At 68.7% G+C, this 15,330-nt stretch carries 13 protein-coding genes; 9 read left to right on the top strand and 4 right to left on the bottom strand.

Annotation, left to right across the window (positions count from 1 at the left end; all coding sequences use genetic code 11):
• The first annotated feature begins 26 nt into the window (after positions 1-26).
• Both A37E_RS0111110 and A37E_RS0111105 read left to right on the top strand, forming a co-directional pair.
• Entirely contained in the window at positions 27-1,490 is a 1,464-nt protein-coding gene (locus A37E_RS0111110) for an aldehyde dehydrogenase family protein (RefSeq protein ID WP_029556650.1), read from the top strand.
• Positions 1,490-3,205: a GMC oxidoreductase gene (locus A37E_RS0111105; RefSeq protein WP_197022963.1), complete on the top strand. Its 1,716-nt coding sequence runs from the start codon at positions 1,490-1,492 to the stop codon at positions 3,203-3,205. Before A37E_RS0111110 ends, A37E_RS0111105 begins: the two co-directional genes overlap by 1 nt.
• Positions 3,206-3,226: 21 nt before the next feature.
• On the opposite strand, the gene A37E_RS0111100 is transcribed toward A37E_RS0111105, so the two are convergent.
• Positions 3,227-3,703 (bottom strand): peroxiredoxin family protein, encoded by a 477-nt coding sequence (locus tag A37E_RS0111100; protein WP_029556648.1) that lies wholly within the window; start codon positions 3,701-3,703, stop codon positions 3,227-3,229.
• Between the two features lie 84 nt (positions 3,704-3,787).
• On the opposite strand from A37E_RS0111100, the gene A37E_RS0111095 reads away from it, so the two are divergent.
• Positions 3,788-4,432, top strand: coding sequence for a TetR/AcrR family transcriptional regulator (locus tag A37E_RS0111095; protein WP_038192901.1), 645 nt, complete (start codon positions 3,788-3,790; stop codon positions 4,430-4,432).
• On the opposite strand, the gene A37E_RS0111090 is transcribed toward A37E_RS0111095, so the two are convergent.
• On the bottom strand, positions 4,429-5,340 hold the full coding sequence (locus A37E_RS0111090) for a LysR family transcriptional regulator (protein ID WP_029556646.1): 912 nt from the start codon (positions 5,338-5,340) through the stop codon (positions 4,429-4,431). The genes A37E_RS0111095 and A37E_RS0111090 overlap by 4 nt on opposite strands.
• A gap of 126 nt (positions 5,341-5,466) precedes the next feature.
• Here A37E_RS0111090 and A37E_RS0111085 point away from each other — a divergent pair, with 126 nt between their 5' ends.
• The 3 genes from A37E_RS0111085 (at position 5,467) to A37E_RS0111070 (ending at position 10,144) form a co-directional block, all read left to right on the top strand.
• Positions 5,467-6,255: an NAD(P)H-dependent oxidoreductase gene (locus tag A37E_RS0111085; protein ID WP_029556645.1), complete on the top strand. Its 789-nt coding sequence runs from the start codon at positions 5,467-5,469 to the stop codon at positions 6,253-6,255.
• A 525-nt stretch (positions 6,256-6,780) separates the two neighbouring features.
• Positions 6,781-9,213, top strand: coding sequence for a TonB-dependent receptor (locus tag A37E_RS0111080; RefSeq protein WP_029556644.1), 2,433 nt, complete (start codon positions 6,781-6,783; stop codon positions 9,211-9,213).
• Positions 9,214-9,439: 226 nt separating this feature from the next.
• On the top strand, positions 9,440-10,144 hold the full coding sequence (locus A37E_RS0111070; RefSeq protein ID WP_029556643.1) for a nitroreductase: 705 nt from the start codon (positions 9,440-9,442) through the stop codon (positions 10,142-10,144).
• A gap of 32 nt (positions 10,145-10,176) precedes the next feature.
• On the opposite strand, the gene A37E_RS0111065 is transcribed toward A37E_RS0111070, so the two are convergent.
• Positions 10,177-10,683, bottom strand: a complete 507-nt coding sequence (locus tag A37E_RS0111065) for an isochorismatase family protein (RefSeq protein ID WP_029556642.1) — start codon at positions 10,681-10,683, stop codon at positions 10,177-10,179.
• Between the two features lie 88 nt (positions 10,684-10,771).
• Here A37E_RS0111065 and A37E_RS0111060 point away from each other — a divergent pair, with 88 nt between their 5' ends.
• On the top strand, positions 10,772-11,707 hold the full coding sequence (locus A37E_RS0111060; RefSeq protein ID WP_029556641.1) for a helix-turn-helix domain-containing protein: 936 nt from the start codon (positions 10,772-10,774) through the stop codon (positions 11,705-11,707).
• 40 nt (positions 11,708-11,747) lie between these two features.
• On the opposite strand, the gene A37E_RS0111055 is transcribed toward A37E_RS0111060, so the two are convergent.
• Positions 11,748-12,233 carry a DUF1269 domain-containing protein gene (locus A37E_RS0111055; protein WP_029556640.1) on the bottom strand — a complete coding sequence of 162 codons (486 nt, stop codon included), beginning with the start codon at positions 12,231-12,233 and terminating at the stop codon, positions 11,748-11,750.
• Between the two features lie 258 nt (positions 12,234-12,491).
• Here A37E_RS0111055 and A37E_RS0111050 point away from each other — a divergent pair, with 258 nt between their 5' ends.
• Positions 12,492-13,646 (top strand): cytochrome c peroxidase, encoded by a 1,155-nt coding sequence (locus tag A37E_RS0111050; protein ID WP_038194248.1) that lies wholly within the window; start codon positions 12,492-12,494, stop codon positions 13,644-13,646.
• Positions 13,647-13,748: 102 nt separating this feature from the next.
• A complete protein-coding gene (locus A37E_RS0111045; protein ID WP_029556638.1) occupies positions 13,749-15,326 on the top strand; it encodes a cytochrome ubiquinol oxidase subunit I in 1,578 nt (525 codons plus the stop codon).
• Positions 15,327-15,330: the final 4 nt, after the last annotated feature.

Here is a 15,330-nt window from a genome sequence, read left to right as displayed (position 1 = left end):
GCCGTCGCGGACGGCCGGGAGGACACATGAACGCCATCGCCCCGCTCGCGGCGCAGAACCTCATCGACGACATCTGGCAAGGTGCGCTCTCCGGTGAGACCGCGCCGAGCCTCGATCCCGCCACCGGCGCCGTGCTCGGCCATTTCCCGGCGAGCGGGGCGGCGGACGCCGAAGCGGCCATTGCCGCCGCACGGCGGGCCTTCGAGCGGCCGGAGTGGGCGCAGGCCCCGCGCCTGCGGCAGATGGTGATGCTGCGCTGGGCCGATGCGATGGAAAAGAAGGCGGACGCCCTCGCCCGCCTCCTCACCGCAGAGAACGGCAAGCCGCTGGCCCAGTCGCGCGGGGAGATCGCCGGCTCCATCTCGGAGATCCGCTATTATGCGGGCATCACGCGCTACATCCCCGGCCATGTGTTCGAGGTGGAGCCGGGCGCCTTCTCGACGCTTCTGAAGGAGCCGGCGGGCGTCGCCGGCCTCATCATCCCGTGGAACGCGCCGGCGGTGCTGCTCATCCGCGCGCTGACGCCCGCGCTCGCCGCGGGCTGCACGGCGGTGGTGAAGCCCGCCGCGCAGACCGCCCTCGTCACCGCCGAGATCCTGCGCACACTGGCCGAGGTGGAGGGCCTGCCGCGCGGCGTCCTCAACCTCGTCACCGAGACGGGGCACGACGTGGCGCGCACGCTGGTGGCCTCGCCGGAGGTGGATGTCATCTCCTTCACCGGCTCAAACGCCACCGGCGCGCGCATCATGGCCGATGCCGCGCCCACCATGAAGAAGCTGTCGCTGGAGCTGGGCGGCAAGTCCTGCTGCCTCGTGTTCGAGGATGCGGACGTAGAGGCCGTGGCGCCGAAGCTTGCGGCGGCGGCCACCATCATCACCGGCCAGCAATGCACGGCGGCCCGACGCATCCTTGTCCACGAGAGCCGCTATGAGGCCATGAAGGCGGCGCTGAAGGGTGCCCTCGCCAGCCTGAAGATCGCCCCCGGCGCGGCCGAGGGTAGCCAGATGGGTCCGCTCATCGACGAAGCCTCCCGCGCGCAGGTGGAGCGCAAGACGGAGGAGGCCATGGCGCTCGCCGACGAGGTGGTGCTCGCCGGCAGCCGCCCCGGCGGCGCGCTGGAGCAAGGCTGCTTCCTCTCCCCCACTCTGCTGGCCCACGCCGACACCGGCGCCTTCTTCGTGCAGGAAGAGATTTTCGGGCCGCTGGTGGTGATCGAGCGCTTCGCCGACGAGAAGGACGCCGTGAGGCGCGCCAACCACACGGACTACGGCCTCTCCGCCAGCGTATGGACCCGCGACGGCGCGCGGGCCATGCGGGTGGCGCGGGCGCTGCGCAACGGCACGGTGTGGATCAACGACCACAACAAGCTGTTCGCGGAAGCCGAGACCGGCGGCTATCGCCGGAGCGGCCTCGGCCGGCTGCATGGCTATGATGCGCTGATCGACTTCATGGAGATCAAGCACATCTATCAGGAGGCCGGGGTGGTCTGATGCCTGCCCGTACGCCTGTTTCCGACATGCCTTTCTTCGACACGGTGATCGTGGGCGGCGGCTCCGCCGGCTGCGTCATGGCGAACCGGCTCTCGGCCGACCCCGCCCACAGCGTCCTGCTGATCGAGGCGGGGGAGGATACGCCCCCCGGCGCCGTGCCCGACGCCATCGCCGACAGCTACCCCATGGGCCTGTTCCACGGCGACCGCTTCGTCTGGCCCGGCCTCTCCGCTCTCACCGCCCACCGACCGGATGGCACGCGCGGGTCGCGCGCCTATGAGCAGGGGCGCGTCATGGGCGGCGGCTCCAGCATCAATGTTCAGTCCGCCAATCGCGGCCTGCCGCGCGACTATGACGAATGGGCTGCCCTCGGCGCCGCCGGCTGGGGCTGGGACGACGTGCTGCCCTTCTTCATCAAGCTGGAGCGCGATCTCGACTGCGGCGGGCCGCTGCACGGCAGGGATGGCCCCATCCCCATCCGCCGCATCCTGCCGCCCGGCTGGCCGCCCTTTGCCGAGGCCGCGACCGCGGCCTTCGCGGCGAGTGGCCTGCCGCGCCGGCTGGACCAGAACGGGGAGTTCGAGGACGGCGTCTTCCCGCCCGCCTTCAACAACGAGCACGACCGCCGCGTCTCGGCCGCCATCGGCTATCTCGACGCCGCCACACGCGCCCGGCCGAACCTTGCGATCTGGCCGCGCACGCAGGTGCTGCGCCTCAGGATGGACGGCACCCGCGCCGTGGGCGTTGAGGTGGAGCGGGGCGGCGCGGTGACGGAAGTCGCCGCCGGCCGCGTGGTTGTGACGGCGGGGGCGTTGCAGACGCCGGCCATCCTCATGCGCGCCGGCATCGGCGACGGGGTGGCGCTGGCGGCGCTGGGGCTTCCGGTCGTCATCCACCGGCCCGCTGTGGGGCGGAACCTGCGCGACCATCCCACCCTCACCTTCTGCCAGTATCTGCCGGAGCGGCTGCGCCTGCCCATGACCTATCGCCGGGCCTCCTTCGCCGCCCTGCGGTTCTCCTCCGGCGTGGACGGGGGCGAGGCCTCTGACCTTTACGCCACCGCCTCCGCGCGGGCGGGCTGGCACGGGCTCGGCCGGCGGCTGGGGCTCTATTTCCTGTGGTGCAACCGGCCGAAGTCCAGCGGCTCCGTGCGCCTCGTCTCGGGCGATCCGCGCGCCTATCCGCAGGCCGACCTCAACCTGCTCGACGACCCGAGCGACCTCGCGCGGATGAAGGCGGGCGTGCGCACCCTCTTCTCCCTCCTCGTCTGCGAGGCGCTGAACCCGGATGCGGGGGACGTCTTCCCCGCCGCCTTCTCGCCCTTCGTGAAGCGCCTCAGCCGCGTCTCCCGCACCAACGCGCTTCTCGCCGAGGCGCTGGGCACGCTGCTCGACGTGCCGGCGGCGCTGCGCCAGTTGGCTCTGAAGCGCTTCATGTCCGGCGGCATCTCGCTGGCGGAGATCGTCGCGGACGAGGCGCGGCTGGAGGCCTTCGTGCGATCGAGCACCTTCGGCGTCTGGCACGCCAGCGGCACCTGCCGCCTCGGCGCGCCGGACGACCCGCAGGCCGTGCTCGATCCTTCCGGCCGGGTCATCGGCAGCGAGAACCTCTATGTGGCAGACGCCTCCGCCATGCCGCGCCTGCCCACCGCCAACACCAACATCCCGGTGCTGATGATCGCCGAGAAAATCGCCGCCGGCCTCGCCCGCGCCTGATGCGGCGCGGGCGGCGGCACCTCAGCCCTTGGACTTGAGGTAGTCGACCATGCCGATCACGTCCTCGGCCACCAGCCGGCCGATGGGCCCGCTGGAATAGACGGCGTTCACCACCCTGCCCTCCGGGTCCAGCAGGAAGCCGGTGGTCTGCAGATAATGGGGCTCCGCATTGGTGTAGGCCCCGAGCGCTTCGGCGACCGCATCCGCATCGGCGCTGTGGCCGACGGGGAAGGACAGCTTGTGCCGGGCGATGGTGCCGGCGCTGGTCGCCTCGTCGTCCACCGAGAAGGCCACCACCTTGATGCCCGTCGCGGCGAGCTTTTCGGCGGCGCGCTGGAAGCCGGCGAGCTGGGCCTGGCAATAGGGGCACCAAGCCCCGCGATAGACCAGCACCACGCCATAGGAGCCGGCGAGGGCTCCCGGCAACGCAATGGTGCCGCCACCGACGGCGGGGACGGTGAGGGACGGAAACGTCTCGCCATTCTGCAAACGCGACATGGACAGCTCCTTGAACTGGACTTGTCGGTCCACGGCGCCAGAGCGAAATTGGACTGTCAAGTCCAGTTCCGTTAGGCTTGTCCTATGTCGAAGACGCCGACGCCCCCACGCCCGACACCCTCACCTGCCCTCACCCGCCGTGGTGCCGCCACCCGCGCCCGCATCATCGAGACGGCGGCGGACCTCATCCACGCCCACGGCGCCGAGCGCACCAGCCTCGACGACGTGATGGAGGCGGGCGGCTTCAGCAAATCGCAGCTCTACCATTACTTCTCCGACAAGAATGCGCTGGTGCTGGAGGTGATCCGCTTCCAGACGGAGCGCGTGCTTGCCGCCCAGGATCCGCACCTCGGCACGCTCGATTCCCTCTACGCCCTGAAGCGCTGGCGCGACGCGCTGCTGGCGATCAATGCGGCGGGCGGCACTGCCGGCTGTCCGCTGGGGTCGCTGGCGAGCGAGGTGTCCAACGATTTCGAGACCGCGCGGCTCGATTGCGCCGCCGGCTTCGCGAAATGGAGCGGCCTTCTGGAACTGGGCTTCGCCCGGATGCAGGCGCGCGGCGAGATCGGCCCGTCCGCCGATCCCCACACCCTCGGCATCGCCGTGCTGAGCGCCGTGCAGGGCGGGCTGCTGCTCGCCAAGACCGCACGCTCGGGCGAGCCGCTGCGCGTCGCTTTGGACATGGCCATCGCCGAGGTCGCCCGGCACACCACGACGGGCGCGGCCTAGGGTGCGGACGGCGCCGCGCCGGCGACTTCGGCGATGAGGGCGCGCAGCCAGCGCTGGCCGGCATGGCCGTGGGTGCGTTCGTGCCAGATGAGGCTCACGTCGAACCCCTCGGCAAGCCACGGCACATCGATCATCACCAGCCGTGTGGGCGGATCGCGCAGCAGGCGGCGGGGCACCAGCGCCACCAGGTCGCTCGCGGCGACGATCTCCGGAATGAACAGGAACGAGGCGGCCGACATCAAGACTTTGCGCCGGTGGCCCAAAGCGGCGAGGCCCTCGTCCACGGGAGTGCGGAAATGGCCGCCGCTGGGCGACACGATCACGTGCTCCAGCTCGGCATAGGCTTCGATAGACAGTCCAGGCCGCAGGCGCGGATGGCCGCGCCGGCCGATCAGCACATAGGTCTCCGCGAACAGGTGCTGCGCGCGCAGATGCGCCTGGGCCGGCTGGGGCGTGGTGAGCACGAGATCGGTCTCGCCGGAGGCGAGCTGCTGCTCGATCAGATCGGGCATCAGGTGACGCACCGCCACCCGCACGCCCGGCGCCTGCGCCCGCAGCGCCACCACCAGCGGCATGACGACTGCGGCCTGGATATAGTCCGAGCAGGCGATGGTGACGGTCAGATCCGCCCTCGCCGGATCGAAGTCGCGGGCCTCCAGCGTCGTGCGCAACTGGTCCAACGCGGCACGCAGCGGGCCGGCGAGTTCCACCGCCTTGGCGGTGGGCGTCATGCCGCGCCGGGCCGGCACCAGCAGCGGATCGTCGAACAGGTCGCGCAGGCGGGCGAGCTGCGCGCTCACCGCCGGCTGGCTGAGATGCAGCCGCGCCGCCGCCCGCGTCACGTTCCGCTCGGCGAGCAGCGCTTCCAGCGTGACCAGAAGATTGAGGTCGAGGCGGCTGGTATCCATCTTGATTATGCCAACTCAGAAGAGATGCGATTTCATAGATAGCATGACGCGGCCTAGCTTCGAAGCGTCGCCGCCCGCGCGGAACCGGCCCACTCCGGCCGCAGCGGGCGCCAGGGAGCTTTGGTCATGTCCAAGACAGTCCTCGTGGTCTTCGCCCACCCCGAGCCCGCCTCCGTCACCCGCCAGCTGGTGGACGTGACGGTGGAGACGCTCGCCGCCGAAGGCCACCGCATTCTCACGTCCGATCTCTACGGCATGCGCTGGAAGGCGGTGTACGACGCGGACGACTTCCCGAGCCGCGCCAACCCGGAACGGCTCTCCTTCGTAACCGAATCGGGCCACGCCTATGCCACCGGCCGGCAGACGCCCGATGTGGTGGCGGAGCAGGAAAAGCTCCTCGCCGCCGATGCCGTGATCCTGCAGTTTCCGCTGTGGTGGTATGGCGTCCCCGCCATCCTCAAGGGCTGGATCGAGCGGGTCTATGCCTTCGGCTTCGCCTATGGCTACAGCAACGGCACCAACGAGCACCGCTACGGCGAGGGCATCCTGAAGGGCAAGAGGGCGCTGGTGAACGTGCTGACGGGCGGCCCCGCCGCCGATTACGGGCCGCGCGGCATCAATGGGCCCATCGACCAGCTGCTGTTTCCCCTCACCCACGGTGCCCTGTTCTATCCGGGCATGGAGGTGCTGCCCGTCCACGCCGTCTACGGCGCGGGGCGCTTCACCAGCGCCGAGCAGGTGGAGGCGGCAAAGGCCGGCTGGCGGCAGCGGCTCGGCGGGCTGTTCACGGACACGCCCATCCCCTTCCGCGCCCAGAACGGCGGCGATTTCCCGGGCCGGCACACCATGGCCGACCATGTGGCGCCGGGCCGGACGGGGATCGTCGCCCATGTGGCGGAGACTGACGCCGGCTGACGCGGAGCGGGGCCGGTTTTTCCCGCCCCGCCAGTCGTTCACGCGCTCAGACGGCGCAGAAGAATCGAACGGGACAAGCGTTGTCGGCCCGGCCTATAGTCGTTGAAGATGGGACGAACGGGCCGGGCCGGCCTGCATTGCCAAATGTTCCCGGTTTTTCTTTGCCGAATCTTCCCGTTTTCCCTGGCAGCGTTCCCTAGAAGACACACCTTGAAATCCTAAGAGGATTCTCAGCCGCCCGGCCGATTGACGGCACTTCGGGCGCGCTTATGGTTTCATCGTGGAAGAATTCTGGTGTGACGACCCACACGGTTCCCGGCGCCCGGCGCGGGTCATCGCGGCGACGTCACACCGCCAAAAAAACGGCCCCGGTCGGACGAGGGCTGAAAGGGGCGGGCGATGCACGGGGAGCGCGAGAGCGGGGCCTCACGGAGCGCACATTCGCAGCGGGTGGCTTCCCGCAGCGGGGCGCCCGGACACTCGACAGCCGGCAGGACGGCCTCGGCAGGCGCCTCGCGGCGCGCCATGGCCATCGCGCTCGGTCTTTCCGCAGCAGCCGTGCCGGTTGCGCTGCTGGCCGCCTTCCCGGCGCTCGCGCAGGAGCAGAGCGATTCGTCCGGCACCCTCCAGCTCGGTACCGTGGAGGTGGTCGCCACCACCCCGCTCTCCGGCACCGGCATCGATGCCGACAAGGTACCCGGCGCCGTCACCATCATCGGCGCCGACCAGTTCGACCGGCTGAACTCCTTCGCCGTCACCGACGGCCTGTTCCAGTACACGCCCAGCGCCAACACGTCCGACGTGCAGGGCAACGCCTTCTTCCAGGATTTCCGCTACCGCGGCTTCGCGGCCTCCCCGCTCCAGGGCACGCCGCAGGGCATCGCCGTCTACCAGAACGGCATCCGCCTCAACGAGGCCTTCGGCGACACGGTGAACTGGGACCTCATCCCCGAGGTCGCCATCAGCCGCGCCGAAGTGTTCTCCAACAATCCCGCCTTCGGCCTCAACGCGCTGGGCGGCGCCGTCTCCATCCAGATGAAGAACGGCTTCAACTATCACGGCTTCGAAGGCAGCATTCAGGGCGGGTCCTACGGCCAGATCGGCGGCAACATCCAGTATGGCGGCGAGAAGGACGGCTTCGGCGTCTACGTCGCGGCGGATGCCGTGCATTCCGATGGCTGGCGCCTGCAATCGCCGTCCGACCTCGCCCGCTTCTACGGCGACCTCGGCTGGAAGAACGACAAGACCGAGGTCCACCTCGTCGCCAGCGCCGCCACCACCAATCTCGGCGTGGTCGGCCCGACCCCGGTGGAGATGCTGAACCAGAACTGGAACTCCATCTACACCTGGCCGCAGACCACCGAGAACAACGTCGGCATGCTGGCCCTGAATGGCAAGTATGACCTCACCGATACCTGGCAATTGCAAGGCAACCTCTATGCCCGCAAGTTCAGCCAGGCGCACGTCGACGGCAACGACGCCGATCTGGAGGCCTGCTCCAACAAGTGGAATCCGGGTGTCGGCAACACCAAGATGTGCCTGGAAGAGGACCAGTTCACCGGTCCGCCCGGCGGCGGCAACCCGGCCACCAACCCGGCCTATGCCGCCTTCCGCAGCCAGATGGTCCTCTACGACCAGAACGGCAACACCATCCCGTTCACCACGCTCGGACCCAACCAGCTCTACGGCGTCATCAACCGCACCTGGACCGACACCACCACCTATGGCGGCTCGGTGCAGGCGACCAGCACCGACAAGCTGCTGGGCCACGACAATTACTTCGTGGTCGGCGGCAGCATCGATTCCAGCGACATCAATTTCCGCTCCAATACGGAGCTGGGCATCACCAACACCAACACCCTGCAGGTGGTGGGCACCGGCACCTACCTGAAGAACATCCCCAATTATTCGCTGCCGGACCAGTATCAGGTCTTCTACCTGCCGGTGGATCTCAACGCGAGCACCCGTTACTACGGCCTCTACGCTACCAATGCCTTCGACATGACCGACCGGGCCACCCTGACCATGGGCGCGCGCCTCAATATCGCGCAGATCTCCATGCAGGACGGCACCGGAACGAGCCCGCAGCTCAACGGCGACTACACCTTCGCCCGCATCAACCCGCTCATCGGCCTCACCTACAAGCTCACGCCGGAAGCCACCCTCTATGGCGGCTATTCGGAATCCAACCGCGCGCCCACCCCACTGGAGCTGAACTGCGCCGATCCCAACCGGCCGTGCCTGCTCGAGAACTCGCTGGTGGCGGACCCGCCGCTCAACCAGGTGGTCTCCCACACCTACGAGGTGGGCCTGCGCGGCAACGGCATGCTGTTCGGCGGCAAGGTGAACTGGAAGCTCGGCGTCTATCGCGTGGACAGCGACGACGACATCGTGTCCCTCGCCAGCCAACAGACCGGCTACGGCTATTACACCAACGTGCCCGCCACCCGCCGCGAGGGCTTCGAGGCGGAGATGCAGTATGTGAACGGGCCGTGGAAGTTCTACGCCAACTACGCCTATCTCAACGCCACCTACCAGTTCACCGGCTATCTCGCCTCCCCCAACAATCCCTACGCCAATGACGGGCAGGTTCTGGTGACGCCGGGCGACACCATCCCCGGCATCCCCACCCAGACCCTCAAGCTCGGCGTCGACTACATGGTGACGCCGAAGTGGAAGCTCGGCGGCGATGTGATTGCCGTCTCCAGCCAGTATTATGTGGGTGACGACGCCAATCAGGCGCCCATGCTGCCCGGATACTGGGTCGCCAACATCCACACCTCCTATCAGGTGACGGACAACATCCAGGTGTTCGGCTACATCAACAACCTGTTCAATGCCCGTTACGCCACCTACGGCACCTTCTTCGACACGGAATATCTCGGCCTCAACAATCCGCAGATGCAGTCGCCGGGCCAGCCCTTCTCCGCTTATGCGGGCCTGAAGGCGACCTTCTAACCGGCGGCGCGCCTGCTGGCGGCGGGCGCGCGCTTCATCTGCGTGATCGGGCGATCGGACGGGCGCAGGGGCTCTTCGATCGCCGCTCTCAGGGCGGACCCGGGGCGCATACCGGGTCCGCCCCCTGTCTCTCTCCTCGGGCGTTCTCCCCTTCAATGACCTCCGTCCACGCGCTACCTTCCGCGCCGCCCATCCGGGCCTGTTCATTGCCGGTGATCTCTGCCCGATGACCCCTCCCACCGATTCCGCCCTGCCTCTCTCGATCGAGGAGGCGATCCGCTCGCGCCGCTCCATCCGTGCCTTCCTGCCGACGCCGATCGAAGACGAGATCGTCGCGCGCATCCTGGAGCTTGCTGCCCGCGCGCCCTCGGGCTCCAACATTCAGCCCTGGCGCGTGCGGGTGCTGCGCGGTGCGCCCCTCGTCACGCTGACGGCCGAGCTGCACGCGCTCTCCCTTTCCGGGGATCGCGGCGCCGAGGAATATGCTTACTACCCCCGCAAATGGCGCGAGCCCTATCTCGCCCGCCGCCGCAAGGTGGGCTGGGACCTCTACGGCGCGCTGGGCATCGGCAAGACCGACACAGGCCGCATGCGGGAGCAGCATGCCCGCAATTTCCTGTTCTTCGATGCGCCGGTGGGCCTCATCTTCACCATCGACCGCGACATGGAAGCGGGCTCCTGGCTCGATTACGGCATGTTCCTGCAGAACATCATGATTGCCGCGCGCGGTCTCGGCCTCCACACCTGCCCGCAGGCTGCCTTCATGCTCTACAGCACCTTGATCGCGCAGCGCCTCGCCATCCCCGACACCGAAATGGTGATCTGCGGCATGGCGCTCGGCTATGCCGACCCCGCGGCGCCGGAAAACAATTTCGAGACGGTGCGCGAGCCGCTGGAGAATTTCGCGCACTTCGTCGACACCCTCGCCTGAATGGGCCGCGCCGGCCGCACCCGGCCGCCGGCTCAGGCCAGCCCTGCCTCGGCCGCCGTGACGAGCGTCGTCTTGGAGCCGATGGCGTTGAGGGCGATGCGGTGCACCACCTCGATGGGGGCGGTGCACAGGTCGCCGATCACCTTCACCGAAAAGCCGTCCGCATCCCGCGACAAGGCAGTGAAGACCACGCAGTTCTGCGTCATCATTCCGCACACGAGAAGCTCGTCCGTGTCCGCGAGCTGCGCGGCAAGGTCCGTCTCCTGGAAGGCATCGGCGAAGCTTTTGGTGACGAGGGGCGCATCGCCCGCCGCCGCAAGGATCGCCGGACGGATGGCGATGCCCGGCCCGTCCGCCGCGAACAGGCCCTTCGGCGCGGTGGAGACATGGCGCACCAGCACGATGCGGTCGCCGGCCGCCCGCGCCTTGCCGATGGCGGCGACGATGCGCGCCTCGGTCTCCTCCGCCTGCCAGAGCGGCAGCACGCCGCCGGGGAAATAGTCCTGCTGGATGTCGATGACGAGAAGGGTGCGGCTCATGGCTGGCTCCTGTGAATGCCCTCCTTCTAGGGCCGCGCGGTGCGGGCGATCAGTGGCCTGATGGACAAGAATAATGTAAATCGGGCCAATGCGCCTCGCCATCCTCGCCTATGACGGCATCAGCCCCTTCATGCTGTCGACACCGCTCGCGGTGTTCGGCGAGCCCTTCCTCGCTGGCGGCCACAGCGTCGATGTCTGCGCCGAAGCGCCCCGCCTCTCGGCGACCGGTGGTCTCGTGATCGAGGCGCCGCATCCCCTGTCAGCCGCCCGCGCGGCGGATGTCGTCATCCTGCCCGGGTGGCGGGACGCGGACGAGCCGGTGCCGGAGGCGCTGGTGGCGGAGCTCAAGGCGGCGGAAGCGCGGGGCGCGCTGGTGGTGGGCCTGTGCCTTGGCGCCTTCGGGCTCGCGCAGGCCGGCCTGCTCGACGGACGGCGCGCCACCACGCACTGGGCGCGGGCGCAGGCCTTCGCGGAACGCTATCCCGAGGTTCGGGTGGATGCCGGGGCGCTGTTCGTGGACGAAGGCCAGATCCTGACCTCGGCCGGAATCGCGGCGGGTCTCGATTGCTGCCTGCACCTCATGGCGCGGCTCTCCGGCGTGGGAGAGGCGAACCGGGTGGCGCGCCACCTCGTGGTCGCGCCGCAGCGGGCCGGCGCGCAGCCGCAGATCATCGCGCGGCCGACCATCGCCACAGCCGCCGACAAGAAGGTGACCGATCTGCTGGAAAGCCTGCGGGCCGATCCCGCGCAGACGCCCGCGCTCGACGATCTCGCCCTCCGCATGGGCATGAGCCGCCGCAGCCTCACCCGCCACATCCGCGCACGCACCGGCGGCAGCCTCGGCGACTGGCTGAAGCGGGCGCGGCTGGCGCAGGCGCAGGATCTTCTGGCCTCGGGCGTCCGCGGCCTCGACGCCATCGCCCAACGCTGCGGATTTGCGGACGCGCAGGCCCTGCGGAACGCCTTCCGCGCGGAACTCGGCACCACCCCGCGCCAGTGGCTGGCGCGGCAGCGGCTGGATTAGGCGGGCGCCGCCCGTTCGGACGGCGCCCCTTTACGTGGGCTCAGGCGCCCTTGAGCGCGGCCTGGAGCTTTTCTTCCTGCTCCTTGGAGAGGCTGGTCTGCAGCACGGTACCGCCGAACTGCGCCATGTCGGCCACCACCTTGTCGGCGGTCACCTTGCCCACCAGCACGCACAGCGCCGCCTGGTTCGGGCCGAGGGCCGAGCTCGCCTGCTTGATGAAGTCGTCATTGATGCCGACATCGGTGAACTTGCCGGCGAGCGCGCCCGCACCGGCGCCGATGGCCATGCCGAGCAGCGGGTTGAGGAACAGCAGGCCGACGAGCCCGCCCCACAGGCCGCCCGAAGCGGCGCCCGCGACGGTGGTGTTGATCATCTGGTGCAGCTTGATCGAACCGTCTTCCTGACGGACCGCCACCACCGCGTCGCCGAGCTCGATCAGATATTCCTTCTGAAGCTTGAGCAGCTCCTGCCGCGCGGCCTCCGCCTTGGCCTCGGAATCATAGGCAATGATGATGAGGTCGGCCATCTTGATCTCCAGCTCCCGTCGACAGGCATCGCTTCGCGCCCGCCGCCCTCTCTACAGGCCAAGTCGCGCCGATGCGCAACCCCCTTGGACAGCCAAACCCGCCACGAAAACCGGCACCCCCGTCGCAAGGGCGTCACAGACCGGAGCGGTGGGGGGCAGCTTCGATGCGGCGACAGGGCACTGCTGTGGGCGTTTTGTCCAATAGCTGCCGCACCGCAACACGGCGACAAGGTCCGGGTGCGAATGGACGCCGAGGCCATGTCAGGAAGATCGAGGCAGCACCGCGCGGGACGGCTCGTCGTCGCCGCAGCCGCAGGGCTCCTGATCGCGCTCGCCTCGCCCCGTCCCGGCGTGGCCGCGTCCGATGCCGAACGCAGCGCGCTGGGCGCGATGCTGTTCTCCGATCCCGACCTCTCCGCTGGACGCAACCAGTCCTGCGCCACCTGCCATGATCCGGCGCACGGCTTCGCCGACCCGCGGAAGGACGCTGCCGGCCGCGCCGTCTCCCTCGGCTCGGACGGGCACTCGCGCGGCGTGCGCAATGCGCCCACGGCGAGCTATGCGGCCTCCGCGCCGCGCTTCCACAGGGACGAGCAGGGCCGCTATGTCGGCGGCCAGTTTCTGGACGGCCGCGCCGATACGCTGGAGGCGCAGGCCGGGGGGCCGCTGCTCAACCCCGTCGAGATGGCGATGCCGAGCAAGGCGAGCGTGGTGGCGCGGCTGAAGGAGAAGCCGGCCTATGTGGAGGCCTTCGGCCGGCTGTTCGGTGCTGATGTCCTCGCCAGCGACACTCGCGCCTTCGCCGCGCTGACCGAGGCGCTGGCCGCCTATGAGCGCAGCGCGGAGGTTTCGCCGTTCGATTCGAGATATGACCGCTCCCTGCGCGGCGAATACAAGATGACGGATCAGGAAGAACTGGGACGTGTCCTGTTCTTCTCCACCCAGTTCACCAATTGCCACCTCTGCCACCAGATCGAGCCGCAGGGCGGCAGCCGCGAGACCTTCTCCAACTATCAGTTCCACAATATCGGCGTGCCGGCGAACCCGGATCTGCGCGCGCCCACCGATCACGGCCTGCGTGCCGGCCGGCACCTGAAGGACCGCCGGCAGGATGGCCGGTTCAAGGTGCCGACCCTGCGCAATGTCGCCGTCACCGGCCCCTACATGCACAACGGTGTGTTCAAGGACCTGCGCACCGTCATCCTCTTCTACAACAGCTATGTCACCAAATCGGACGCGCGCCGCATCGACCCCGAGACCGGCCGCCCCTTCGCGCCCCCGGAGGTCGGCAGCACGATCTCCCGCAAGGAGCTTCTGGACGCGCCCGCCCTCGACGACAAGCGCATCGATGCGCTCGTCGCCTTCCTGAAGACGCTCACGGACGCGCGCTACGAGCCGCTGCTCGCGCCATGAGCGCAAACGAGATCTGCCCCATGTCGACCCATCCGAAATCAATCCGGTCGCGCCGCAGGGCGCAGCCAGAGACAAGGAGACCGGACCGTCCCGGCAGATCCCATGATCCTCGATACCGTCGACCTCTCGCGGTTGCAGTTCGCTGTGACCGCGCTCTACCATTTTCTCTTCGTGCCGCTGACGCTCGGCCTCTCGGTCCTGCTCGCCATCATGGAGACGGTCTATGTGATGACCGGCCGGCCCATCTGGCGCCAGATGACCAAGTTCTGGGGCACGCTGTTCGGCATCAATTTCGTGCTGGGGGTGGCCACCGGCATCGTCATGGAATTCCAGTTCGGCATGAACTGGAGCTATTACAGCCACTATGTGGGCGACATCTTCGGCGCACCGCTCGCCATTGAAGGCCTGATGGCCTTCTTCCTGGAGGCGACCTTCGTCGGCCTGTTCTTCTTCGGCTGGGACAGGCTGTCGAAGGTGGGGCACCTCGTCACCACCTATGCGGTGGCGCTGGGCTCGAACCTCTCCGCGCTCTGGATCCTCATCGCCAACGGCTGGATGCAGAACCCCACCGGGTCGGCCTTCAACCCGCAGACCATGCGCATGGAAGTCACCGACTTCTACGCCGTGCTGTTCAATCCGGTGGCGCAGGCGAAGTTCGTGCACACCGTCTCGGCGGGCTATGTCACGGCCTCCTTCTTCGTGCTGGGCGTCTCCGCCTGGTACCTGCTGAAGGGGCGGCACACCGACCTTGCGAAACGGTCCATGACGGTGGCGGCCTCCTTCGGCCTTGCCGCGTCCCTGTCCGTGGTCGTGCTGGGCGACGAGAGCGGCTATCTCGACGGCGAGCACCAGAAGATGAAGCTCGCCGCCATCGAGGCCATGTGGGAGACCGAGCCCGCGCCGGCCGGCTTCACCATCGTCGGCCTGCCGGACCAGCAGGCGCGCGAGACGCGCTTTGCGGTGCGCGTGCCGTGGGTGCTGGGCCTCATCGCCACACGCACGCTGACGACTGAGATCCCCGGCATCGAGGAACTGGTCGGCCACGCCGAGACCCGGATCAAAAGCGGCATCCTCGCCTTCGACGCCCTGCAGCAGATCCGCGCCGCCGGCAACAGCGCGGCCATCGCGCCCGCGGTGAAGCAGGCGTTCGAGGACAATGGCGGCAACCTCGGCTACGCCCTCCTGCTGAAGCGCTATGTGGACGACCCGCGCAAGGCGACCGCCGCCCAGCTGAACCAGGCCGCCTGGGACACGGTGCCGAACGTGCCGACCCTGTTCTGGTCGTTCCGGGTGATGGTGGGGCTCGGCTTCTTCTTCATCGCCTTCACCGCGCTCCTCTTCTACCTGTCGGCGCGGCGCCGGCTGGACCGCAGCCGCACGCTGCTCTGGGTCGCCGTCCTCGCCATCCCGCTGCCGTGGATCGCGGCGGAACTGGGATGGGTGGTGGCCGAGGTGGGTCGCCAGCCCTGGATCATCGAAGGCGTGCTGCCCACCGCCGCCGCGGTCTCCAGCCTCGGCGCAGGGACGGTTCTGGCGACACTCGCCGGATTTGCCGCCATCTACACGGTGCTGATCGTCATCGAGATGACGCTGATGCTCCGCGCCATCCGCAAGGGACCGGAGCCGGACGACGCCCCCGAGGCCCGGCTCATTCCCCCCGCATTCGCCGCCGCGGAGTGACTGC

Source organism: Xanthobacter sp. 91, from assembly GCF_000702385.1.
Taxonomy (GTDB): domain Bacteria; phylum Pseudomonadota; class Alphaproteobacteria; order Rhizobiales; family Xanthobacteraceae; genus Xanthobacter; species Xanthobacter aminoxidans.
The sequence above is the reverse complement of the archived record's forward strand: the minus strand, read 5'-3'. Positions and strand labels throughout refer to the sequence as shown.

Coding starts and splice junctions, on each gene's coding strand:
- A37E_RS0111055 (WP_029556640.1), bottom strand. CDS start 12,233: ATGGCCGACCTCATCATCATTGCCTATGATTCCGAGGCCAAGGCGGAG.
- A37E_RS0111045 (WP_029556638.1), top strand. CDS start 13,749: ATGATCCTCGATACCGTCGACCTCTCGCGGTTGCAGTTCGCTGTGACC.
- A37E_RS0111050 (WP_038194248.1), top strand. CDS start 12,492: ATGTCAGGAAGATCGAGGCAGCACCGCGCGGGACGGCTCGTCGTCGCC.
- A37E_RS0111095 (WP_038192901.1), top strand. CDS start 3,788: ATGTCGAAGACGCCGACGCCCCCACGCCCGACACCCTCACCTGCCCTC.
- A37E_RS0111060 (WP_029556641.1), top strand. CDS start 10,772: ATGCGCCTCGCCATCCTCGCCTATGACGGCATCAGCCCCTTCATGCTG.
- A37E_RS0111110 (WP_029556650.1), top strand. CDS start 27: ATGAACGCCATCGCCCCGCTCGCGGCGCAGAACCTCATCGACGACATC.
- A37E_RS0111065 (WP_029556642.1), bottom strand. CDS start 10,683: ATGAGCCGCACCCTTCTCGTCATCGACATCCAGCAGGACTATTTCCCC.
- A37E_RS0111085 (WP_029556645.1), top strand. CDS start 5,467: ATGTCCAAGACAGTCCTCGTGGTCTTCGCCCACCCCGAGCCCGCCTCC.
- A37E_RS0111070 (WP_029556643.1), top strand. CDS start 9,440: ATGACCCCTCCCACCGATTCCGCCCTGCCTCTCTCGATCGAGGAGGCG.
- A37E_RS0111105 (WP_197022963.1), top strand. CDS start 1,490: ATGCCTGCCCGTACGCCTGTTTCCGACATGCCTTTCTTCGACACGGTG.
- A37E_RS0111100 (WP_029556648.1), bottom strand. CDS start 3,703: ATGTCGCGTTTGCAGAATGGCGAGACGTTTCCGTCCCTCACCGTCCCC.
- A37E_RS0111080 (WP_029556644.1), top strand. CDS start 6,781: ATGGCCATCGCGCTCGGTCTTTCCGCAGCAGCCGTGCCGGTTGCGCTG.
- A37E_RS0111090 (WP_029556646.1), bottom strand. CDS start 5,340: ATGGATACCAGCCGCCTCGACCTCAATCTTCTGGTCACGCTGGAAGCG.